This is a genomic window from Niastella soli (genome assembly GCF_017742245.1).
Classification (GTDB): Bacteria; Bacteroidota; Bacteroidia; order Chitinophagales; family Chitinophagaceae; genus Niastella; species Niastella soli.
The window spans coordinates 2,293,645-2,316,042 of sequence record NZ_JAGHKO010000001.1; the positions used below are offsets into that span (position 1 = coordinate 2,293,645).

Here is a 22,398-nt window from a genome sequence, read left to right on the forward strand (position 1 = left end):
CGCCAATCATATTCCCATTGCCTGGAATTTGAATAAAAGATAAACTATGTATGTGTTTGAAATGGATAAATGGATCAATTACGGGTAATGGAAAATTTAGCACGAAATGTGGATAATGGATAGAAGAAAACAATACGCAGGAAGTCAGATGCTATAAATCAGGACCACTTTTTATTATCAGGGATTCGTTAAGAGGCGTTTTTTATTTCACATTCCATTCAACTCATTTAAAAAACAGAGAGCGTGTATTTAGTGCTACTGGTTAGAACCATTCTTAAATTCAAAGTAAATTTAAAGGTATTTATTCAATACTTCACCAAAAAAAATCAAGTTAATCCGACAAATATTTTTGAATTAAATATACATTATCGTCGCACTAACATCAAACTATTTATTGGCTGCACTGAATCAATTGGTTCAGCATATTTGATAAATGTCAAACCAAAAAAGCCCCACAAAAATTGCCCGGCGCTCGATAATTTTAAAAATTATATAGAAAATAGGTGCAGGTTAAACGGCATGATCCTGCGAATAACAGGCTTACACCTATCCCAGGAAGTTGTCCGGTAGACCAGGTTTCCTCAGTTTTCGCAATGCCGTGACGTTATATTGTCAGGAAAAATTGCTACAGGTTATTGACGTAAGTCAAGTCTATGAATTAAAAAACTAATTTTGTTTTTTAATCGTGTAGAAAATGAGCAATCCATACCTGTCATTGTTGCGAACAGCCTGGAAGTATGCCCGGCAGGAAAGAAAGAAATATGTTTTGATCTATGCCATGTTTGTGCTGGCAAACTTTATTGCCGCGCTTGGGCCCATCTGGCTCGGTTGGTTTGTGGGAAAGATCCAAAACGAAACGCAAAGGGTATGGCATTATACCATATTATATGTAGCCGGGTATTTCTGTATACGATTTTTCGAGTGGAGCCTGCATGGGCCTGCACGTATCATGGAGCGTAACCTGGCCTTTAATCTCAGTCGTAATTTCTTACAGGAAAAATATCACCAGGTACTGCACCTGCCTGCCAAATGGCATCAGGACCATCACAGCGGAGCTACCATCAACCGCATTCGGAAAGCCTATGAAGCGCTTCGGGAGTTTTTCGATAAAGGCTTTATGTACCTGTATACACTTACCAAGTTCTTCTTTTCGGTAGTAGCCATGTTGTACTTCTCGCCGCTGTTTGGTGGCATTGCCGTATTGCTGGGTATACTTGACATTTGGGTGATCCGTAAGTTCGACAAACCCTTTATTAAGACCCTGGACCAGGTAAATGAAAAGGAACATGTGGTATCCTCTACGTTATTCGATACCCTGTCCAATATCATGACGGTAATTACCCTTCGGCTGGAAAAGAGCATGGAATCGGGGTTATTGAACAAGGTGCAACAGATACGGGCCCCTTTTCGAAAAAATGCGCTTATCAACGAATGGAAATGGTTTGTAGCAGATATGCTGCTGGCGCTTATTTACTGTGTGGTGGTGGCAGGTTTTATTTACCAGAACTGGCATCCGGGCCAAACCTTTTATATAGCCGGCCTTGTTACCTTATTGGGTTACGTAACCCAGTTTACCGGTGTATTTCAGAATGTTGCCTGGCAATATACGGAAGTGATCCAGTTCAATACCTATATACAAACGGCCAGTAATATTAGTGAGGCCTATACACAACAACACCGGCCCGAAGGGCCGACGGAGCTGCCGGTGGCCTGGAGAGAGATACTTATCAGGCAACTGAGCTTTTCGCATCGGGAAACCTATATTGAAACCTACAGACCGCATAGCCTGCACCAATTGAACCTGCGAATTGGACGGGGACAAAAGATTGCCCTGATAGGAGAGAGCGGCAGTGGTAAAAGCACCCTGCTATCGCTGTTACGTGGGTTGTACATGGCGGAGCCAGGCGCGGAAGTGTTGATAGACGGTAAGGTCTTTGAGATCGACTCCCTGAATGAATCGGTCACCCTTTTTCCCCAGGAACCGGAAATATTCGAGAATACTATTGCGTACAATATCACCCTTGGATTGCCTTTTTCGGATGAGGACATTCTTAAAGTTTGTGAAAGCGCCCATTTTACCGATGTGGTGATGCAATTACCGGAACGGCTGGCATCTGACATCAGGGAGAAAGGGGTGAATTTGTCTGGCGGCCAAAAACAACGCCTGGCGCTGGCCCGGGGAATACTGGCCGCCCGGGAAAGCGAAGTGATATTGCTGGATGAACCTACCAGCAGCGTTGACCCCAAAACAGAAGCGATGATCTACGACAAGCTGTTCAAAGCATTTGCCGATAAAGCCATTGTGTCTTCCATGCACCGCCTGCATTTGCTGCCACAGTTCGATTACATTTACGTACTGCACCAGGGCAAAATAATTGCCGAGGGTAATTTTGAGCACCTGCGAACCAGCAGTCCGGCCTTTCAGGAGCTGTGGCGGCACCAGCAGGAAACAGGTATGGGCGCTTAATTGATTATTGCCCGTACCCGCTTTGGTCCAGGAATTTTTGAAAGTCCTGGATGGTGAGCATCTCCTTTACCGCCTGTTTTTTATCTGTGGCCTTATTATAATAGGCTTCACAGATCTTGAAACCCATATAATAGCCAAGGTCGGCAGGTACGCCTGGCGGCGCACTTTGACCGTTATACAACCAGTCGTTATATTTAGTGCCGTTCATTTGTTTCTTGAAATTTTCCCACAACTCTTTTTCATGGGAATTGCCATAGATATGGGCATGGGTGCCGTTGATGTTAAAACCAAGCACCAGTTGCGAAATAAAATCAGCTGATCCTTCAATAATGCACTTCCCCAGCAGGTTTTCGGGTGATTTGGTCTGCTGTTCAATGTGTATGAGTTCATGCACAATAATGCCCAATAATTGGGAGGTGTCGCTTTTGGCGCTGGCTTGCCATCCGTTCAATTCATCCTTTACTACGGTATTGGTGTCGCACAGAAATTCAGCGCCAATGAGTGAACCTGCTCCTCCATCGGTAGTGCCAAACGCACTGAATATGCCAATGGAAAAAGTGGTAGGCGGAAAGATGGCCGGCGGATAGAGGGCTTCCAGTTTATTGGCAGCGGTAATAATAAGCGGTTTAAAACGGTCCAGGTTTTGGGTAACCGGGCGAATACTTTGCAGGTACTTTTTATGCGAATGCATAAATGCGATAATTTTGGTAACACTGCTATTCATGCGCATATCAAAAAAAGTGCGCAGGCCCGGTGTTCCCTTCATCAGGTAATCTTTAAATATCAGCTGCTCTATTCCCGGCTGGTCTTTTTTGTCAAAAACTACCCAGAAGTTATTGAGATCACTGGTAATGATCTGCATATTGTGCGGATCGCCATAGATGGCCCTGTTGTGAGCGATCTTTTGGGAAATGGATTGCCAATGCGCGGTTTTGGTAATAAAACGCGTTTCGGGGTAAAAGGTAAACAACGTGGTATCATACACGCCTTTTGTGGCCGCCTCATTCAATAACTTTATGGCGGTGGTTGTATCGCCCGCTTTCGATTTCTCCATGGCCGCTGTGATCAATACATAGGGCGTTTTCAGAAAGAGGTTATTCTTATAATAGAAATAGTCATCGTAACTGAAATTGGAAGATTGACCTATGCCACCAAGAAATGACATGAGTGATGCGATAAAAAAGGTGATTTTTTTCATGATCTGTCAATGGGTAGGATGCGAATTTACACGATTAAATGATAAAGGGTTTTAACTTTTGCAATTATAGTAATTGCCCGTTCGCCTATTTGAAATGCCTGTTGGGCGAGCGGCGTCTCTTTTCCCAACCCTAAGGTGATAGTTTTACTGAATAAAATATTTACAAATGAACCCAATTAAGAAATATACACGTTGCCTGCTGGCAGTAGGCATGCTTTTGGTCCTACAGATAAGCTCCAACGCACAAACGCCGGGAAAAATAAGAAATGTAGTACTGGTGCACGGCGCATTTGTAGATGGCTCAGGGTGGCAACCGGTGTATGCGCTGTTAACAGGCAAGGGGTATCATGTTACTGTGGTACAGGAGCCGCTGACGTCTTTTGAGGCAGATGTTGCAGCGGTAAAACGGGTATTGCAACAGCAAATGGGCCCCTGTATACTGGCAGGGCATAGCTATGGAGGGGCCGTGATCACTGCTGCCGGTAACGATGCACAGGTGGCGGGTCTTGTATACATCGCTGCTCATGCGCCTGATGAAGGAGAGTCAGAAGCAGATAATGGTAAGCGTTATCCACCTGCCTACAAATCCCTGGTGAAGGGTGGGGATGGTTTTGATTACATAGCACCCAGTCAGTTTGCGGCTGATTTTGCGGCAGATGTGCCAAAGGCAACAGCCGGGTTTATGGCCAATGCGCAGGTGCCTACGGCGGATGCAGGATTTCATGCCATCATTCATGATCCGGCCTGGAAAAACAAACCCAGCTGGTATATGGTAGCAAAAGCCGATCGCATTATCAATCCCGATCTGGAACGTATGTACGCCAAACGGGCAAAAAGTACTACGGTGGAAATTGAAGGGGCCAGTCATTCGGTGTTTATGTCACATCCTGAAGAAGTGGCGAAATTAATTATAAAGTCAACTATGCAGTAAATGCGATTTACCTGAAAACAAAAGAAAAGCCTCCGAACACCATTTAAAACAACTATTACTCCCCATGCTGCTCCAGCGGCAAATAACACCTGAAGGTAGAACCTTTGTCGGGCGTGCCTTCGGCAGTGATGTAACCACCGTGAGCGTTGGCTATTTTCTGACAGAGCGTAAGCCCTGTGCCCGAACCTCGGAATTCTTCGCGGGAGTGCAGGCGCACAAAAATGTTAAACATCTTTTCAGCATCTTCCTGGTTAAATCCTATGCCATTGTCAGCGATGCTGATACAATAATATTGTTCTTCAAAATGGCCGTTAACATCCTTCTTTCTTTCGGTAACAATCGTGTTCACTATTTCTATCACCGGAATATTACCAGCCGGTTGAAACTTCAGGGCATTGTCTACCAGGTTATAGAATAAACTGTACAACATTTCCTGCGACCCGGTAACAGTGGGCAGGTTACCAAAACGAATGACAGCGCTTTTTTCCTGGATCTTTTTATCCAGGGCTCCCACTACCTGTTTCATCAATTCCTGTACGTTCACCTGGGTATGGGTGGTGTTGAAGCTGCTTATACTGGAAAGCGATAGAATATCATCGAGCAAAAGCTTTATCCGGTTCAATGATGCCTGGATCCGCCGCAGACCGGCCTTGCTACTGTTCGATAATCGGGCGCCATCCTGGATCATGATCATTTCCAATGTGGTATATACCCTTTTGATGGGCTCTTTCAGGTCATTACCGGTAATGGCGGTAAAAGTGGCCATTTCAGCATTCGCCTTTTCGAGTAATTGATACCTTTCTTTTAAGGCATGGTGTAATTGCTCCAGTTTTCTTTCCGCCTTAATTCTATGCGATACATCGTGCATGATGTTCATTACCCCTATTATGTTATTATCATCATCGAACAAAGGGATAAAATGATTCTCGTAATAATTTCTATTGAACATTTCCGGTCTGGCCGGCAGAAAAGATTTCTTTCCCTGGAAAGCCAGTGTATAGGCGTGCATCATTTCGGTATCTTCCTGCAGTTGAGGAAATAATTCTACAAGACGTTTCCCAAGCGCTTCCTCCTTTTTAATTCCTGAAATAATTTCAGACGTTTTGTTCCAGTTTATTATCTCCCATTCATTATTGATGGCCATCAGCCTGTCTATACTCGCATCATTCAGTTTGTCGGCGAGGTTTATTTCATACTGGTTTATTTTGCTGACCATGGTTAGAAGGTTATTTAATGCTTTATTAATATACGTAAGTAATTTAAGCGTTTAAATTATTTTGATAAAAATTCTTTGATACCTCAAAAGGTAGTATCTCTAAGATACTAGTGAAGATGGTTGATGCTACACGGCATTTGTGGTAGATATCCATACACTGGTTAAATATGCTGCGAATACCTGGACTAAATTAACCCAGAAAGCCGATGTGGTATGCTTTATCAATGCCACCACTGGTTACATTGCTTATAACAACAAGATCCTTAAAACTACAGATGGCGGCGCCACCTGAATGATTCGGAGGTCATATCTGCCATTTATGCAGGGAATGGAACAGTATGGGCGGCTGGCATCAGCGCCAGTCAGTAGTGTTTTTGATGAAATGTAACCCCTACGCATATTGCATAAATGAAATAAAAACAGGCTGCTTCTTTTGAAGTAGCCTGTTTTCATTTAATACGAACCCTGAACGGAGTCGGTGTGCCAGGTCTCTGCCTTCTGCCCACTGCCCATTTCCTATTGCCTTTGCAAAATGATCCCTTCTTTCGGTTCGCGCAACAGAATACTGTTTTCATCCAACAGCTTTTTTAGCGTTTCACTGGGTACACTATCGAGCAACCCATTGCGCAGGTAAAAACTTTTTACTTTAGTAGTTCCCTTGTACCAGTTGATGATCTTGCAGCGGCAACTGGCATTCTCCAGTGTATTGATCACCTCTTCTACCTTGCCACCCCGGCCTTGTTTCTCATATACTTCCCTTATGCCGATGATCTGGTTACGTTGTCCAATATCAAAACTCCACGATGCAGAGATTACGGGAAGAAATGGGCCCGACGCATTTAAGCGCATCAAAGAATGTCGCGGCGATTCAATACTGTCCTTATTATTTTTTACCGAAGACCGAATACTTACCAGCCAGGGTGCTTCAAACTGCATATACCCCACATGATCGAAGCTGGCGCCATAACGGTCAAATATAAAGTACCCGTCCTTATATTTTACATCCAGAATGTTCGACACCACCACATGGTACCGGTTATTATCGGAGGTACGCGCCTGGGGCGAACCCGTATAACACAACCAGATCCCTTCCAGGCTATCAATTTCTGCCTGAGTAGGCTGGTAGGGCAATAGCTGCATGTCTTTCCGGATAGTGGTGAATTGTTGTTTGGCCTGGTCCCATTTATAACCCACAAACACAAGCGCTCCCAACAATACAAGCAAAACCGGCCAGAATATCTTTTTAGAAATGCCAGTGGCTGGTGCAGGCAAAACCGGGCCGGTGATTACCGGTGGAAAATTTCCCGGTTCAGCCGTATCGTCTTTTACCAACAGGTCGGCATCAACCGGATTGGCTTCAAATCCCTTTCGGCCCACCCCATATAAATATATATAGCAGGCATCCACCAAAAAGGAACGGGGGTTGGCCACAATGCGATTGAAGTAGGCATCCTTGATCTGGTTACCCGTAATATCATATTTACGAAAAGGGTATTCAAGGTTCTTGGGATTGTAATCCGGGGAGTATGCTTCATGATGCAACGTACCGGCAGTGTTAGGCAGGTTGTTGCTGATCTCGCTGAGAACTTTGGCTACTTCCTCATAATTTTTCCGGTTCGAATTACGCGTTATAGACTGCCCTGTATGAGATTCAAACTGCGCAAGCACTTTTGTCAACAGGCATACGATTTCCTCTTTTCCTGTTTTTAGTTGCATTTAAAGATTTGATATATAGTAAGTTGAGAAATTCCAGAAATTTAAACTCCCTTCCAGAAACGGGTTCATTATTCTTGGAAACCGTTATGTTGGTCTTTCTGATGGAAACCCTTCGCCGCTTTTCTAAATTAGATGATGCGATGCCTCACCGGTCAAAAATCTGATTTTTTTCCGGATTTTATAAAAACGGTTGTGTACAACATTTTTACCCAATAACTAATCGATTGCTGCTATGCGAAACAAGATCCTTCTGCAATGTTTGCTTATTTGTGGAACGATGTGGTGGGTACCGGTCATTATCTCGATAATTCTTTATCCTTGAGCGGTGGCGATAGCAAGTCCAGCTACTTCTTCAGCCTGAACGACCTGAACCAGAAAGGCATTTTCAAGAAGGGGAGCGGTTATCACAGAACAGGCGCAAGGATCAATGTTACCAGGGAGATTTATAAATGGTTATCCATCTCCAATAAAACCAGTTATACGCTTATCAATTCAGACCGGCAACAAACTGGTGTGAACAATGCCGGATTCCTGATCGGGTTATTGCGCACCCCACCCGATTTCGACAACTCAGGTTATATAGGAAGTTATTCCGGAACGCCTGGCGGCGCCCTGATCGAAGGTCGTCAACGCAGCTATCGGAACTATATAGGCGCCAACGCCAACCCCGGTTTCAACAACCCGTTGTGGGACCTGTACAAACTGGAAAACACCAGCCAGGTGAACCGCTTTATTAATTCAGCCGAGATCAACATAAAACTGGTTGACTGGTTTACCCTCACCACCCGTGCAGGCGTAGATTATTTTACCGACCGCCAGTTGAACTATTTCCCTTACTTCAGCACCAACGGCAACTTGGGCATCTACAACCGCCAGGAATATTCCGAAATGCAATTCAACCTTTATTGGGCAAATAGAAGGGTACAATGACCTGCGCAGGACCTTCAATGAAACGGATATCCGCGTACCTGTGCAGCCTAATACCGGTGCTCAAATACCGAAGCGCTTTTTGTATCCACAAGTGGAAGTTGACCTGAATACATCTACCCCAAATCCCATACCTTCACTGTTTACCGCAACACCGGTAAATCAGTAGCAAAAAACGATTGGATGAAAAAAGTACTTGCAGTCATAGCCTTTTTTATAATAACCTGTGCCCAGGCGCAACAAGAGATCCCATTATACAGTGGCGAAATTCCCGGCAACTTATCCGATATAGATAATGAAAAATCGTTGACCCCCGAAAAAGGAAGGCCTTCAGTGATCAATGTAAGTCAACATCCTGAACTGATCGCTTTTCTTCCCAAAACGCCCAATGCTGCAAAGCCGGCGGTTATTATTTGTCCGGGTGGTGGCTATGTTCGATTGACCATTGAGGATGGGGGATATGAAGTCGCTAAATCACTGGCCGACTCGGGCGTTACAGCCTTTGTGCTGAAGTACCGTACCTGGCAGGACAGCACCTTTACCAATTATCGAAACCTGCCACTCAATGACCTGGAACAGGCACTGGAACTGGTTTATAACCGGGCCGCTGAATGGAACATAGATACCACGAAGATCGGTCTGTTGGGATTTTCAGCCGGTGGCCACCTCGCTGCAATGGGCGCTACTTCCAAAACAGGAAAGAGAACAGCGTTTACGATCCTGGCTTACCCGGTGATCAGCTTTACCGATTCGCTGGTATCGCCCACGTTAAGATCGCGTTCTTCTCTCTTGGGAAAGAATTTTACCGAAACCGATAAAGTGTTTTACTCGCCTGAACTGCAGGTAAGCGCCTCTACGCCACCCGCATTTTTAGTACATGCGCAGGACGACAGCACCTCCTGGGTAGGCAACAGCATTGCCTATTACAAAGCATTAACCGCAAAAAAGATCACCGGAGAATTGATGATCTATCCCAAAGGCGGACATGGTTTTGCTATGTTCAACAAGGCAATGGGAGAATCCTGGATGCCGCAAGCCATGAAGTGGTTACACCTGAACGGGTTTTATAAATCGGTGACCCCTCAACCCAAACCAGCGCAGGCTCCGCCGTTTTACAACGATATACTTGCCTTTAAAAAACTGGATTCAGAGCAACCGCCCGCGCCTAATGGGATTCTGTTGATAGGCAGCTCCTCTTTTACCCGTTGGAAAGATGTAAATGATTATTTTCCCGGTTATCCTATTATCAATCGCGGTTTTGGCGGTTCCGTTTTAACGGATGTTATCCGGTATGCATATGACATCATACTTCCTTATAAACCCAAACAGGTATTGGTATATTGTGGGGAGAACGATCTGGCATCCGGCGACAGTATTACAGCCGCTCAGGTAGTGCAGCGTTTTAAAACTTTGTTTGGCATCATCCGGCAGAACCTGCCCAATACCGTGATCAGTTTTGTTTCCATAAAACCCAGTCCGGTCCGGGCGCAGATCCAACCAAAAGTAAAAGAAGCCAATAAGCAGATTCAGGCCTGGATAAAAACCCAGCCTAAAGCTCAGTTTATTGATGTTTACGATCCCATGCTCGATGCCAAAAAACAAATGCGGGCGGAGTTGTATGTGCAGGACAGGTTGCATATGACACCGGAAGGCTATGCCATTTGGAAAAGAATAATTACACCGTATCTTATTAAATAAAACCCTGAGCAGAGTCAAAGGGACTTGCTAAAAAGCGTTGAGCGTAGTCAAAACGCGAAATAGCGAAACGCATAATAAAACGATATGAAATTCTTGAAGATATTGTATGTGAAGAACCTGAAGATATTGTATGTGCAGGTGATCCTGGGTATTATAGCCGGAGTTTGGATTGGCTATCGGTTTCCCCAGTTCTGGCCAACGGCCAAACTGATCAGCGAAACCTTCATCAACATGATCAGGATGGTGATCACACCGGTGATCTTTCTCACCATTGTGTTGGGCATCTCGGGCGCTGGTGATATGAAAAAAGTAGGGCGGGTAGGATTAAAATCCCTGATCTATTTTGAGATAGTGACCACCCTTGCTTTGGTGATCGGGTTGGTTACCGCCAACCTGGTAAAACCGGGTAAAGGCATAAAAGCCAGTCATACTGCCACGCAGCAGGTAACAGAGTTCTCGGAACAGGCCAAACACATGAACTGGGGCGAATTCTTTTCGCATATTGTACCCTCTAATATTATCGAGGCTTTTGCCAAAGGTGATATCTTACAGGTACTGTTCTTTAGTGTGCTGTTTGCTATCGGTTTAAAAATGCTGGGCAATTCCGGCAGTGGGTTGCTTACTACTTTCGAGAACATCAACAAGGTATTGTTCAATGTGCTGAAGATGGTAATGCGGCTGAGCCCAATAGGGGCTTTTGGCGGGATGGCTTTCACCATTGGGAAATATGGTTTCAGTACGCTCATCGTATTGGGAAAACTCATGCTGACCTTTTATCTCACCTGCATTGTTTTCGTTTTTGTAGTGTTGAACCTTGTTTGCCGCTATTATGGCATCAGTTTATGGAAGCTACTGGGTTATATAAAAGAAGAGATCTTAATTGTACTGGGCGCCAGCAGCAGCGAAGCGGTATTGCCTTCCGTTATGCAAAAATTAACTGCAGCCGGTTGTGAAAAAGAAGTGGTGGGGTTGGTAATTCCAACCGGGTATAGTTTTAACCTGGATGGCACCACCATTTACCTAAGCATGGGCGTTATTTTTCTGGCGCAGGCATTTAACATTGATCTGTCATTGAGCCAGCAACTAACGGTAATAGGCATTCTGTTGCTTACCAGTAAAGGCGCCGCCGGCGTAACCGGTAGTGGTTTTATTGTACTGGCATCCACCCTTACTGCTTTAAAAGTGATACCAATTGAAGGCATGGCTTTATTAATTGGGGTAGACCGTTTTATGAGTGAAGGCCGGGCCATAATCAATTTCATTGGCAACACCATTGCAACCGTGCTCATTGCCAAAAGCGAAAAAGCACTGGATATTACTACCTATCAAACTGTTGTTGAAAAGAAGAAGGTGCCGGTAACTCCCGGAACGCCAATGGCCAAAGCCGTGTAACGGGCCCACTTTGGCACTCCCCCGGGTATGGGGAAAAGCAATTGGCCGAAATTCCTTCTTTTTGGTATCTCAATGCTACCTCAATGCTACCTCTTTGCCTCCTCATTGCATCCTCGGAATTCGAGGTCTTTCGGGGAGGAATCGAGGTAGTTCCGAGGAGGCAAAGAGAAGAAAATAACAACCATCACAGGATTTCGACCATTCGTCACACCCTTTTCCTCCATTCGTCACACCAAAAATGAAGTTTCCGAGGAGAAATTACCATTCGTCACACCGTTCTTCTCGAGCCGTCACAGCGGTTTCCGAAGCCCGTCCCATGATGGAGTTATCGCATGAAATTAGGGGGTACCTTTGTAATCGTATACGATAGTTCTTTGACTTAGGGTTATTATTTACTCACATATTGCTTGTACTGAGACAAACGAATCTCTGGCCGGGAAAGAAAGCGGACGCATCAAAGTATCCTTTGTCCAGAGTTCCATGGTCACCATTTCGTTATACTTTACATCACGGATCGGCAACGTATCCACGGGGTTCATGGGGCTTAGATAAATTGTATCAGATGCCCCATTGGTGGTATTGATGGCATACAATAATTGTTGAGTACAGTTGCCTTCCTTATGGAGGATAGGGGATAATGACACATTTTTAAACGCCTCGGGCGGATACACAAATGCCGGTTTAAAAATGGAAAAAGCGATATACAATAGGATGGCTGGCAGGGTAACCAACACGATTTTTGTGAAGTTTACATTCCAGCTTTCAAGCTGCTTGTCGGTAATAAGAAACTCCTGTATCGTTGCATGATTTGACTTATACTTTGGCATTAAAGCATTCCCCCCTTTGTCAACATGTTCTTTCAATGACCATTCGGAAAGGTCACTCCAGTAATCGCTGATCACTGCTTTTGTTCCTGAATAACTTCTGTATTTATACTGATCATGGGAAAACAGGAAAAAGGCATTTATGGTATACTGGGTGTCAATCTCAGTAAAGGCCGGTGAATTGGTAGGGGTTATACCCCTTGCCTGATCCAGTAAGGCAAGAATGGTTTCTCTGGCAGTTACCTCTGTTTCGGCGGTAAGAGAATCTAATAACTGCAGCCGGATGTTATCAGGTAGCTTCTCTGCTTGCAACCAGGGAATACGGGCTATTTTTAATAAAACGTCATGGGTCAATTCAATGGCCGGTTCCTCGAAGGTGTTTTTCAAAAGTGCATCAAACAATGCCAGCGTGAGTGACCATTGTAAACGCGGGTATATAGCAAGCGAACAAACCAGTTGAAACAGCTTTTTATCGTTCAGGTATTGTTTTAACCCATGTGCGCTTTGAAAAGAATGGCTTTTCACGCTGTACACACCGGTCAGCCTTTTAAGTAACTCCTGTTGGGTGATAACGCCATCTTCTGCAATGGCCTGGGCCAGTAAGGCTATTGCTGCAGTTTCTGCCGGCACTAATAAGAAATCATTTTTTTGCAAAAGCGTTTCATGCGTCGACCAGTCAGGCAGGGGCACGGCTGTAATGATTGATCGGGAATTCCATCTTTGAAAAATAGCGGTCAACCTTTTTTTAAAGGTTAGCTGATCTGTCTCGGAAAAAAAGTGACCGTCACTGATCAGGATCAGGTGATAGCTGGCATATTGATCGACAAGGTTTTCCAAAAAGATCGTATTGCCATGTTCGTCCTGTACCAGGTTGGGGACGCCCTGGAAACTATACCTGGCTACGGTGGTTACCGCGGCGCCCAGGATATTCACTACATGGTTAAAATAGGCAGTAAGGTGTGATCCGGATTGCGTATTGTCAATTAAAAAAAGATACTTCCTGTCTTTCCATTCAGTAGCATTTACCAGTGAGGTAAAGCCAGCATTGCGAACGCTTTTGTGAATGCTCTTTTGAATATTGATACCAGGATTAGGTATAGAAGCCTGCTTTTTTAAATGGCTTTTTATTTTTTGTAGTGATCGCGGCAGGTGGATCAAATAATCCCGGTCGGGAAATTGTACAGTTGGTTGTGCGAAATCTCCCTCCGATTCATATCCCGAGCCAACGAACTTTTTCCTTCCTCCACGGGTAACAAAAACGGCATCTTCTGCGCGTTGCTTTTCTTTGAGGTCAATTTTTTTTCTTCGTTCATACACCACTATCCAGGCCATGATGATGCCTGCAATGGTGCCGAACGTTAATGATAGCTGCAGATTGATGTCTATAGGCACAGGTCTGATATACCGTGCGGACCCTGCCACTGTAACAGAAAGTGTTTGGTTGATTTTTGGCGGTGTAGCCGTGGTGACCACTTGCTTTTGGGCGGGTGAAGCGGGGGGCGGAGCGGTTTCTGCAATCACACTATCGGCTTTGGGAGCGGTTGTTGGTCTGGCAGCTACAATGGTTTCGGTTTTATTATTGGTAAAAATGTAAAATAAAACACCCGCCAGGACGATCAATAAAAATGCTGCGATCTTTACTACAAAAACCTGTTTTGGGTGCGTATGCAGCCATTGCGCCAAAGGGCGGGTAGCTGGCGCCGCTATAATTTTCTTCTCTGCAATATAGGTGTCTATGATCTGGTGAAGGTGGCGCTGGTCCTCAGCATTTTTAGCTATTACCGGGGTGATCAAAAATTTCAATCCGGCAAGCCCCATGCGGGAAAGAGAAGCAGTGAGCAGGGCCGATTGAATTTCAAGGACCTGCTGTACATTCAGTTCATAACCGCTGGCTTTTATTAAAGCCAGCAATTCTTCTAAAGGGATCCTATAACTGCTTTTTTGCTTCAATTTATCTATCTGAGTTTTAATAATTGCTCTATTTCATCAATATCTTCCTTTGTCTTAAGCAGTGTATATAAACTTAGCTGCAGGGCTTTCTTTCGCTCGGGTGGTAAGTATGCTATGGTGTTTGTATTAATATCTTCCGTTATGAGCTTTTCCATATGCAGCACCTTTAACCAGTCCAGCATTTCGCTGGTAGAGGGTGGCTTTACATGGGTTTTGCTCCTGATAAGGTGGAAGAGTTGTAACGCACGCCGGTAATGTACCGTAAAATCCATCCCGGAATGCTTGTCTATCTCCGAAAGGAATGGACTAATGCGTTGTAAAATGATCTTTAAAAGCTCTTCATCAGAAGGGAAAGGGATGTGATAGAACAAACACCTGCGCAAAAAGGCATCCGGCAGGTTCCTTTCGCTGTTGCTGGTGAGTATTGTCAGGACCCTGGTTTTCCGGTGCTCACTTTTAAATACCTCTTTTTCACATTCGGGTATATAAAAGCGATTGTTTTCCATTTCACTTAACAGGTCATTCGATAATTCCCGGGGTGCTTTGTCAATTTCATCTATCAGCAACACCGAGCTATGCGGTTGAGGTTGAAGTGTATGTAAATTTCTTACACCTGCCAGGCCAAACTTTTCTGCTACCGCCAGCCGTCCCTGGGTTTGACCAATTGCCTGGCCCATAGCGGCAAGGCTTATAAATTCCGTTACATTTTTTCTGCCTTCTTTATCCTGAAAGTGAGAAATGGCATCGTAATTATAAAACAGGTCTTTCCCGGTAGAGGTACTCTTTGTATTAAAAATAAAAGGAGTAGGAACGAAGGGTGTTATATTTTCATCAACTTTCGTGCTTAAATACCAGGCCGCCCAGTGGGCCAACTGGGTTTTCCCGGTTCCCGGTTCACCGGTGATCAACAAAGGTTTTCCCAGTTTCAATGCCAGAAAAATGGTAGCCTTTAAAGGATTGGTTTCGCTTAAATAATAGTATTCGGGGCTTTTATCATAATTGCCAAAGCCAATTTGAAAATTTTCTAATGCCATAAGCCATTTATAATAAGGCCAAAAGATAATGAGAATAGGTTGGTTTTGCAACCTTCCGGCCGCCAGCATTTCTACAAATTTAATTGGTAGTTTAGCGATGCTTTTAAAAATCACTAGCATGAAACAACTTATTATTTTCCTGAGTCTCCCGGTCTTTTTTATGGCTTGTGGTCAGTCTGCTAATACAGAAGATAAAGCGGCTGGCATGAAAAACAACCTTATTGCCTGCCCGCCCGGTAGTAAGCTGGATGTTGCTACCATTGAACAGATCACTGGAATGAAGGGTGTTGAAAAGAACGGTGAATACAAGATCACGGTACCGCAAAATGACCTTAAAATGATAGTGGATGGGTTTAAAATAATTCCACCAATGGGGTTAAGCAGCTGGGTCGCGTTTACACCCTGTGGTGACAGCGCCATGGTAATGGGCGATCTGATATTAACAGAAATTGATCTAAAGTGGTTGGAGCAGGAGGTTATCAGCCAGGGATTTTCCATTACGGCCATCCATAACCATTTTATACGCAACCGGCCAACCGTCATGTATATGCACATTGACCGTAAGGCCGATATTACTACCCTGGCCAATGGGGTAAAAGCCATTCTCAATAAAATAAAGGAAATAAGAGGGGTAGATCCGGCAGCCGAAAAGGCCGACAGTGTGGAAAATACCCTGAATATAGCCCAGCTGGATGCCATTATTGGGCAGAAAGGTGAAATGAACAAAGGTGTGTACAAATATACCATCGGCCGGCCCGATGTTCAATTGCAGGAACATGGCATTCCGGTTAGCAGCTTTATGGGGTTCAATACCTGGGCTGCCTGGCAGGGCACGCCAGACAGAGCGGCTGTATGCGGTGATTTTGTAATGCTTGAAAACGAAGTAGCGCCGGTAGTAAAACAGTTGGTGGTGAATGGACTGGAAGTAGTGGCCGTTCATAATCATATGGTCCATGAAGAACCCAAAACCTTTTTTCTCCATTATTGGGGAGTAGGCAATGCCGAACAAATGGCAAAAGGATTAAGGTCTGCGCTGGATGAGACCGGAAAAGGCGGAAAGGCCCACTAAGCGTATACAAAGGGTTAATTTACATTTCTATAGAAAGGTTAATTGAATTTCGGATATTTGCAACAGAAAAGACATGGTAAACAAAGCCATGTCTTTTCAACTTATATATGGAAATCCTAATTATCCTCCTGTTGATCCTGCTAAATGGTGTTTTTTCCATGAGTGAGATCGCCCTGGTTTCCTCGCGGAAATTCAAACTGGAGAATGCAGCCCGAAAGGGCAATTCCAATGCCCGTAAAGCGCTGGAACTGGCTAACAACCCCAATACATTTTTATCGACCGTTCAGATTGGCATTACATTAATTGGCATTCTGACGGGTATTTATAGTGGTGAGAAAATACAGGACAACCTGCGTATTGCCATTGAAAAAATAGACTGGCTGAAAGACTATTCCCAAAGCGTTTCGGTGGCCGTGATCGTTGTGGTGATCACCTTTTTCTCCATAGTTTTTGGTGAATTGATCCCCAAACGGATTGGATTGATGTTCCCTGAAACAATTGCTTCTTTTGTGGCCACCCCCATGACCCTCATTTCTATAATTACCAAACCATTTATCTGGTTGCTGACAATTACAAATGATGTATTCCTGGGCATATTTGGGTTGAAAGAACAGAAAGATGCATTTGTAAGTGAGGAAGAAATAAAAGCGATTGTACAGGAAAGCGCGGAAAGCGGCGAAATTCAGCAAATTGAACAAAATATAGTGGAAAGGGTATTTGCCCTGGGCGATAGAAAAGTAAGCGAATTAATGACCCATCGCGGCGACCTGTTGTGTTTTAATATTACCGATAACCTGACTGTTATTAAAGAAAAAGCGCAAAACGAAGCGCACTCCGTATATCCTGTTTATAAACAGACCTCATCAAATCTGGTCGGTGTTGTTTCTGTAAAAGATATCTTCCCAAAAGATTTCAGCACAACCGCATTTAACATGGCCGATTTTTTACGGCTGCCGGTAATGGTGCCCGAATCAGCGCCTGCTTATAAGGTATTGGAAAAATTCAAGGAAAGCAAAATGCACTATGCTTTTGTGCTTGATGAATACGGAACGGTGATCGGCATGGTGAGCATGGACGATATCCTCGATGCGCTGATCGGTGATGTTACAGAGTATAACCAACAGGAATTCCAGATCATAAAAAGAGAGGACAACAGCTGGCTGGCAGATGGTGGTTATCCCTATTTCGAGTTTTTAAATTATTTCAATTTACAGAACCGGGAATTTGAGGAGGGTGATTATAATACCCTGGCCGGATTGGTGTTGTATGTGGCTGGTTATATACCCAAAATAGGTGAAGTGGTAAAATGGAATGAGTTTGAATTTGAAGTGATGGACCTGGATGGCCCCAAGATTGATAAGCTCCTGATTAGAAAGAAATAAAGCGTAATACTGACAATATATTTTTATAGGATATTAAAAAAAAATATTTTGATTATACATTAAACGCCGTAGATTAGTCCCGTTGTTTGCGGAACTAAAATCCATTTGTCCAGTTAAATAAAACGCTGAAAAACCTTGGCATTTCAACCTGAATACACTGAGATTGATTTACTGAAGCTGGTGGCTGAAGGTGACAGGAATGCGTTTACACAGATATATAATAACTACCGCAATAAAATTTACTCCATCGCTTATGAGCTGACCGAATCAACTGGCGTGGCGGAAGAAATTGTACAGGATGTATTTTTAAAGATCTGGGTAAAAAGGGAAACGCTTAACGAAGTAGAACATTTCAGGGCCTACCTGTTTACGATAACCCGCAATTATGTTTTTGCCGCATTAAAAAGAATTGCCCGGCGGGAAGATCTGGAAGTCAGTGCCATGGAAGGAGTACCACTGTATCACACCGATACCGAGAACCAGGTACTTAACAATGAATACACCCGCATTTTACAGGCTGCTATCGATCGCCTGCCCGAACAGCAACGGCAGGTGTATAACCTCATAAAAAAAGAAGGCCTGAAAAGAGAAGAGGCCGCTGCCGCACTACACCTGTCGCCCGAAACTGTAAAGACACATTTGGCACAGGCGATGCGCAGCATAAGGACCTACTGCCTTACCCGTCTCGACGTTACCATCGCGTTGATCGTTTTGATACGTCATTATTAAAGAGTTGATACTCACTGTAATTCCCTATCCTGAAAATTTTTTAAAAAAACTTTCACCCGCCCTCACCCAAACAGGTTTGTGCAGCACTCTCTATTTGTATAAGACCCAAGTGTAGGACTGGTCTAAACACCCAACTGTAGTTTATGGCTTCATTACTGGAATATTTATTAAACAGATACGCTGATAAAACGGCAACACCTGAGGAAAAGTCAGCCTTGATGCGGTTGCTGCAGGAAAGCAGTAATGAAAAGACCGTACAACAAGTGTTGGACAAGATGATCGCTGAACGACCGGTAACGCATGAGATGCCTGAAAAGACAGCCCAGGCCGTATTACAGGCGATCTTTGAAGCGGAGGAAACACCGGTAGTGAATATCGATACTGCCCCGAAACGCAGGATGCCCTATTGGCGCATAGCTGCTGCCGCAGTGGTGTTGCTGATGGTAACTGCTGGTGGTTTGGTATGGATGAACAATAATTCCCAAACACAGGTGGCAGAAGCTAAGATCAAAAATGATGTGGCGCCTGGTGGCAATAAAGCGGTGCTCACATTGGCAGATGGTTCTACCATTGTTTTGGACAATGAAAAGAATGGAGTAGTAGCACAGGAAGGCAATGCAAAAGTAGTTAAGCTAAAGAACGGCCAGCTGATGTATGCAAAGTCTGATGAACAAGCTGCCGACGTAAATGCACCTATTGCTTATAACACGCTGTCAACACCCAAAGGGGGGCAATATAATATTGAGTTGCCAGATGGAAGTAAAGTGTGGTTGAACGCGGCCTCTTCCATCACCTATCCTACCGCATTCGATGCAACGGAAAGAAAGGTGCAGGTTACCGGTGAAGCCTACTTTGAGGTGGCAAAGTTAGTGACCGTGAAAGATGGTAAACGGGTACCATTTGTAGTAGATATAAAGAACAAGGAAAACGGTCGTGATCTGGGACAGGTGCAGGTGTTAGGTACACACTTTAACATCAACGCCTATGATGATGAAACGGCAGTGAAAACCACGCTGCTCGAAGGAAAAGTAAAGTTTGTAGGTAAAGCCGATTCCATATTGTTAGCGCCAGGACAACAGGCGGTAGCATCAAAAAAACTGAGCATTAACGAAACACCTGATGTAAGCCAGGTAATGGCATGGAAGAATGGGTTGTTTCATTTTGAAAATGCTGATATAAAAACAGTGATGCGGCAGGTGTCGCGCTGGTACGATGTAGAAGTAGTTTATAAAAGAAGCCTTGATAATGATGATCCTTTATTCTTTGAAGTGACGCGCAACACCAATTTGTCTGATGTGTTACGCGTGTTGAACCTGGCCGGAGGCGCCAGGTACACCATCCAGGATAAAAAGGTCATTGTCCAATAATAGCTCTGATGTGTTTATTCCAATTCAACAAAACACTGATCTAAAAAACCAAAACGATGTATATGAAGAACCGGTAACCCTGAAAAATTAAAACCCCTAATCTGGCTGTAACACATTATTGAGATAAAATTACAGCGGAGCCCATTCGTAGTCCGATTATCCTAACTAAAACACTGAAATGTCCCATGAAAATCTTTACATTGATAAAGACCAGGATTGTCATGCCCCAAATGCTGCTCGCAGTATTGTTTTTGATCATCCAATTCACTCAAACGGCTTCGGCCCAACGCGTGTTCGCGCATCCAGGCATCAGCCACAAACGTTCTGACCTTGACCGGATGAAATATATGGTGCAGGCGGGAAAGGAACCCTGGAAAACCTCTTTTAAGAATTTATCACAAAACCAATATGCCAGTTATAATTATGCAGTACAAGGTAACTCAGGTGTTACCAGACTGGTGGTAAATTCAACCGATGCTGGCTACAACTACGACAAGTTCAAGTACGATGCATTGGCTGCTTATTACAACGCCATCATGTGGTATGTTACCGGTGACGAAAGAAATGCGAAGAAAGCAGTACAGATCTTTAATGCATGGGTAAACCTCAAACATATAAATTCAAATGGAACGAAGGCACTGGATGCCGGCCGGGTGATCTGGAAAATGCTGGAAGGCGCCGAGATCATCAAAAACACCTATACTGGTTGGACCCCAGGCGACATTGCCAAATTCAAGGCCATGTTGGTGTACCCCGGTTATTCCAATACACTGGAGCCGACAGCTGCTATCTCATCTAAATCTGCTACTTTCTACTGGTATATGTATAATGGCGATCCGCGTCGTCATGGTAACCACGGGCTTTTTGCCATGCGAGGTATTATGGCTATGGGGATCTTTATGGATAATGAGTTGATGTACGATCGGGCGTTCCGCTATCTGACAGGATTGCCTCACCGTGCGGACGATTTACCATATCCATCTGGCCCACGGCCTGAATCAGCCAGCGCTACTGCCACCTACGATTATTATACTGAATATGCCCCTGGTGCTACCGTTGGAACAACGCCCGATTATGGTTATAATGAACTTATAAATAATTATATCTGGGAAAACGGCCAGTGCCAGGAAGCTTCTCGGGACCAGTCGCATACCGTTACAGGCATTTCCATTATCAACACCATGTGCGAAATGGCCTGGAATCAGGGTAATGATATGTACAGTTTTCTCGATTACCGGCCATTACTGGGTATTGAGTATAGCATGCGTTACAACGTTTCGCTCAACTATACTTTTCCCGATCAAACATCGCCCTGGGAGCCTACTGTTGAGAACGGCCAATTTATTCAACGCCGGGACCGCAGCGGTCGCTGGTTCTCTAAAAAAATAAATCCCTACAGAGAAAAGGAATTTAACAAACTGACAAGAGGAACAAATTTTAAGTTCAGCGAGTATCCTTTCCATGAAATGGTGTTGGCGCACTACCGTGACCGTGTTGGTGTTAATCCCGACAAATACAAATGGCTGCAACGCGTTTTCGATATTTCCACAAGAGAATCTGGTTTAGAAGGACAGGGTTTTCAGGTTGACTTCCCTGGTTGGGGCGGATTGAGTTTCCGTAGACCTTCCAAATGCCCTGGTGATCCGGTTGAATTTGTAAATGGCCAACCCGTTTATAAAATAAATATAGCGCCCGGTAAAATTGAAGCCGAAAACTTCGACCACTTCACTACCAATGGCCAGGGAAAAGTATACAATGATAAATCAGCCGCCAATACCGGTGGTCAATATAGAACCGCAGAGGCTGTAGATATTAACAGCTGTTCAGAGGGGGGCTATGCTTTAACCGGTCTGGAAAATGGTGAGTGGGTTAATTACACCCTCGCAGTTCCCCGGGCAGGTACGTACAAATTGAAAATGCGTTATTCTGCAGTGGCTGCCAATGGAGCTCTAAAAGTGGAATTCGATGGGGCCGACAGAACTGGTACGTTTGGTGTGCCTTTTGGTAGCGTGTTCTCAAATGGCGCCGATGACTGGCGCGAGATCACAGTGGGTTCTGTCTTCACCCTGCAGGCTGGTGTACAAAGCATGCGCGTATTTATCGGCGGCGCCAGTAATGCATTCAACATAAACAATTTCACACTGATTTATATAGGAAGCCTGCAGGACCAAGCGATCAACTTCAACAATATCCCTGTTAAGAAATTAGGCGATAGGGAGTTCGATCCGGGTGCAACAGCCACTTCTGGGTTACCAATTGCCTATACCAGCTCAAACCCAGGCGTTGCTACAATTATAGATAACAAAATACGGATAGTTGGTTCAGGTATGGTAACCATCACTGCTGCGCAATCGGGTAATGATAATTATGCGGCGGCAGCCAACGTAGTACAAACATTAACTATTACGGCCAGTGACAATCACCTTGTAGTAAAAACACCAGATTAGCTGATCGACAAGTAGGGATGTTAGTACTGAAAACAAATAACATTGCTGTAA

At 44.4% G+C, this 22,398-nt stretch carries 16 protein-coding genes; 11 read left to right on the forward strand and 5 right to left on the reverse strand.

Annotated features, from left to right (window positions below):
* Positions 1-694 precede the first annotated feature (694 nt).
* Entirely contained in the window at positions 695-2,467 is a 1,773-nt protein-coding gene (locus tag J7I42_RS09630; RefSeq protein ID WP_209138561.1) for an ABC transporter ATP-binding protein, read from the forward strand.
* Positions 2,468-2,471: 4 nt separating this feature from the next.
* Here J7I42_RS09630 and J7I42_RS09635 read toward each other — a convergent pair whose 3' ends face one another.
* Entirely contained in the window at positions 2,472-3,665 is a 1,194-nt protein-coding gene (locus J7I42_RS09635) for a DUF2268 domain-containing putative Zn-dependent protease (protein WP_209138562.1), read from the reverse strand.
* 166 nt (positions 3,666-3,831) lie between these two features.
* Here J7I42_RS09635 and J7I42_RS09640 point away from each other — a divergent pair, with 166 nt between their 5' ends.
* Positions 3,832-4,596 carry an alpha/beta fold hydrolase gene (locus J7I42_RS09640; RefSeq protein WP_209138563.1) on the forward strand — a complete coding sequence of 255 codons (765 nt, stop codon included), beginning with the start codon at positions 3,832-3,834 and terminating at the stop codon, positions 4,594-4,596.
* 55 nt (positions 4,597-4,651) lie between these two features.
* Here J7I42_RS09640 and J7I42_RS09645 read toward each other — a convergent pair whose 3' ends face one another.
* Positions 4,652-5,812: a sensor histidine kinase gene (locus J7I42_RS09645; RefSeq protein ID WP_209138564.1), complete on the reverse strand. Its 1,161-nt coding sequence runs from the start codon at positions 5,810-5,812 to the stop codon at positions 4,652-4,654.
* Between the two features lie 139 nt (positions 5,813-5,951).
* On the opposite strand from J7I42_RS09645, the gene J7I42_RS09650 reads away from it, so the two are divergent.
* Positions 5,952-6,104 carry a beta propeller repeat protein gene (locus tag J7I42_RS09650; protein WP_209138565.1) on the forward strand — a complete coding sequence of 51 codons (153 nt, stop codon included), beginning with the start codon at positions 5,952-5,954 and terminating at the stop codon, positions 6,102-6,104.
* A 224-nt stretch (positions 6,105-6,328) separates the two neighbouring features.
* Here J7I42_RS09650 and J7I42_RS09655 read toward each other — a convergent pair whose 3' ends face one another.
* Positions 6,329-7,528, reverse strand: a complete 1,200-nt coding sequence (locus J7I42_RS09655; RefSeq protein WP_209138566.1) for a hypothetical protein — start codon at positions 7,526-7,528, stop codon at positions 6,329-6,331.
* Positions 7,529-7,783: 255 nt separating this feature from the next.
* Here J7I42_RS09655 and J7I42_RS09660 point away from each other — a divergent pair, with 255 nt between their 5' ends.
* The 3 genes from J7I42_RS09660 (at position 7,784) to dctA (ending at position 11,545) form a co-directional block, all read left to right on the forward strand.
* Positions 7,784-8,458, forward strand: a complete 675-nt coding sequence (locus J7I42_RS09660; RefSeq protein ID WP_209138567.1) for a hypothetical protein — start codon at positions 7,784-7,786, stop codon at positions 8,456-8,458.
* 180 nt (positions 8,459-8,638) lie between these two features.
* Positions 8,639-10,153 (forward strand): GDSL-type esterase/lipase family protein, encoded by a 1,515-nt coding sequence (locus J7I42_RS09665; RefSeq protein ID WP_209138568.1) that lies wholly within the window; start codon positions 8,639-8,641, stop codon positions 10,151-10,153.
* Positions 10,154-10,237: 84 nt separating this feature from the next.
* The gene (dctA, locus tag J7I42_RS09670) at positions 10,238-11,545 is read left to right on the forward strand and encodes a C4-dicarboxylate transporter DctA (RefSeq protein WP_236065410.1); all 1,308 of its coding nucleotides are present in this window, start codon (positions 10,238-10,240) and stop codon (positions 11,543-11,545) included.
* 392 nt (positions 11,546-11,937) lie between these two features.
* Here dctA and J7I42_RS09675 read toward each other — a convergent pair whose 3' ends face one another.
* A complete protein-coding gene (locus J7I42_RS09675) occupies positions 11,938-14,319 on the reverse strand; it encodes a hypothetical protein (protein WP_209138569.1) in 2,382 nt (793 codons plus the stop codon).
* 5 nt (positions 14,320-14,324) lie between these two features.
* Entirely contained in the window at positions 14,325-15,353 is a 1,029-nt protein-coding gene (locus tag J7I42_RS09680) for an AAA family ATPase (RefSeq protein WP_209138570.1), read from the reverse strand.
* A gap of 118 nt (positions 15,354-15,471) precedes the next feature.
* On the opposite strand from J7I42_RS09680, the gene J7I42_RS09685 reads away from it, so the two are divergent.
* The 5 genes from J7I42_RS09685 to J7I42_RS09705 all read left to right on the forward strand — a co-directional run bounded on the left by J7I42_RS09685 (position 15,472) and on the right by J7I42_RS09705 (position 22,347).
* A complete protein-coding gene (locus J7I42_RS09685) occupies positions 15,472-16,422 on the forward strand; it encodes a DUF1259 domain-containing protein (RefSeq protein WP_209138571.1) in 951 nt (316 codons plus the stop codon).
* Positions 16,423-16,529: 107 nt separating this feature from the next.
* A complete protein-coding gene (locus J7I42_RS09690) occupies positions 16,530-17,804 on the forward strand; it encodes a hemolysin family protein (RefSeq protein WP_209138572.1) in 1,275 nt (424 codons plus the stop codon).
* Between the two features lie 135 nt (positions 17,805-17,939).
* The gene (locus tag J7I42_RS09695) at positions 17,940-18,533 is read left to right on the forward strand and encodes an RNA polymerase sigma factor (protein ID WP_209138573.1); all 594 of its coding nucleotides are present in this window, start codon (positions 17,940-17,942) and stop codon (positions 18,531-18,533) included.
* A gap of 143 nt (positions 18,534-18,676) precedes the next feature.
* Positions 18,677-19,900, forward strand: coding sequence for a FecR family protein (locus J7I42_RS09700; protein WP_209138574.1), 1,224 nt, complete (start codon positions 18,677-18,679; stop codon positions 19,898-19,900).
* Positions 19,901-20,085: 185 nt separating this feature from the next.
* Positions 20,086-22,347 carry a carbohydrate-binding protein gene (locus tag J7I42_RS09705; protein ID WP_209138575.1) on the forward strand — a complete coding sequence of 754 codons (2,262 nt, stop codon included), beginning with the start codon at positions 20,086-20,088 and terminating at the stop codon, positions 22,345-22,347.
* The last annotated feature ends 51 nt before the right edge of the window (positions 22,348-22,398 follow it).

Coding starts and splice junctions, on each gene's coding strand:
- J7I42_RS09630 (WP_209138561.1), top strand. CDS start 695: ATGAGCAATCCATACCTGTCATTGTTGCGAACAGCCTGGAAGTATGCC.
- J7I42_RS09635 (WP_209138562.1), bottom strand. CDS start 3,665: ATGAAAAAAATCACCTTTTTTATCGCATCACTCATGTCATTTCTTGGT.
- J7I42_RS09640 (WP_209138563.1), top strand. CDS start 3,832: ATGAACCCAATTAAGAAATATACACGTTGCCTGCTGGCAGTAGGCATG.
- J7I42_RS09645 (WP_209138564.1), bottom strand. CDS start 5,812: ATGGTCAGCAAAATAAACCAGTATGAAATAAACCTCGCCGACAAACTG.
- J7I42_RS09655 (WP_209138566.1), bottom strand. CDS start 7,528: ATGCAACTAAAAACAGGAAAAGAGGAAATCGTATGCCTGTTGACAAAA.
- J7I42_RS09660 (WP_209138567.1), top strand. CDS start 7,784: ATGTTTGCTTATTTGTGGAACGATGTGGTGGGTACCGGTCATTATCTC.
- J7I42_RS09665 (WP_209138568.1), top strand. CDS start 8,639: ATGAAAAAAGTACTTGCAGTCATAGCCTTTTTTATAATAACCTGTGCC.
- dctA (WP_236065410.1), top strand. CDS start 10,238: ATGAAATTCTTGAAGATATTGTATGTGAAGAACCTGAAGATATTGTAT.
- J7I42_RS09680 (WP_209138570.1), bottom strand. CDS start 15,353: ATGGCATTAGAAAATTTTCAAATTGGCTTTGGCAATTATGATAAAAGC.
- J7I42_RS09685 (WP_209138571.1), top strand. CDS start 15,472: ATGAAACAACTTATTATTTTCCTGAGTCTCCCGGTCTTTTTTATGGCT.
- J7I42_RS09690 (WP_209138572.1), top strand. CDS start 16,530: ATGGAAATCCTAATTATCCTCCTGTTGATCCTGCTAAATGGTGTTTTT.
- J7I42_RS09700 (WP_209138574.1), top strand. CDS start 18,677: ATGGCTTCATTACTGGAATATTTATTAAACAGATACGCTGATAAAACG.
- J7I42_RS09705 (WP_209138575.1), top strand. CDS start 20,086: ATGAAAATCTTTACATTGATAAAGACCAGGATTGTCATGCCCCAAATG.